At 62.3% G+C, this 956-nt stretch carries 1 protein-coding gene and 1 pseudogene; one reads left to right on the plus strand and one right to left on the minus strand.

The window, feature by feature from the left end; translation table 11 throughout:
- A pseudogene (locus tag AC2FNB_RS21340) lies at window positions 1-247 on the minus strand (DUF1801 domain-containing protein); the annotation flags it as partial.
- A gap of 115 nt (window positions 248-362) precedes the next feature.
- Between AC2FNB_RS21340 and AC2FNB_RS21345 the strand changes: the two are divergent.
- A partial coding sequence (locus tag AC2FNB_RS21345) for an MBL fold metallo-hydrolase (RefSeq protein WP_496748722.1) occupies window positions 363-956 on the plus strand: 594 nt, incomplete at its 3' end.

The raw sequence follows: 956 nt of genomic DNA on the forward strand, positions 1-956 counted from the left end.
GGGCGGATTTGCGCGGCGAAAACCCGGTGGCCAGATAGTCGCCCTCGCGGCCGCTCTTGTAGACATAATGATACCGGCCATACCCCACGATCGACGGCCCCCACATCACCGGCGCAAAACCGGTGACCCGGCGAAACAACCGGTCCAGTTGTCGCGCATCCCTGGCACGGTCGACGGGATCCACCGACGCCAGAAACGCCTCGACCGCCTGTCCGGTAGGAACGGTTTTGTTATTTGCCTTCGCCATGTCCCGTTTCTACAGCTTTCTCTGACGCCGCACATCCCCTCTGCGCGCGCGCACACTGCCTTATCCGGCAGCCGCGCTAATGTCGTTTGTCAAAATACCTGTTGGAGGCTGATCCATGACCGTGAAACTGACCCGCCGTTCCGCCCTGGGCGCAGCTGCCGCTCTGCCTCTGGCCGCAGCCGCAAGGCCCGCATTGGCCGCTGAAACTGGCGCTTCCGAACCGCCCATCGCCCGGTCCTTCAAGCTGGGCGGGTTTTCGGTCAGCACCCTTCTCGATGGCAGCTTTCCCCGCGACGGCGCCAAGGACGTCTTTGGCGCAAATGTCAGCGACGAGGAATTCGCCCGCGTCTCGGCGGAAAACTTCATTCCCGCAGATGCGGCGCAGTTCTTTTTCACCCCCACCCTGATCGACACCGGATCCGAGCGGGTTCTGTTCGATACCGGCCTGGGCCAGGGCGGCATTCAAAAGGCGCTTGCCGCCGCCGGGACAAGCCCCGACGCCATCGACGTGGTCGTCATCACCCACATGCATCCCGATCACATCGGCGGCCTGATGACGGATGGCGCACCGACCTTTGCCAATGCCCGCTATGTCACCGCCGCAAAGGAATACGACTTTTGGAGCGGGTTGGAAGAAGGCAACCCGGTCCGCGATCTGGTTGCCGGAAATGTCACCCCGCTGGCTGAAAAGATGACCTTTGTCGAAGAT

It is taken from the genome of Ruegeria sp. BHSB058, assembly GCF_059613285.1.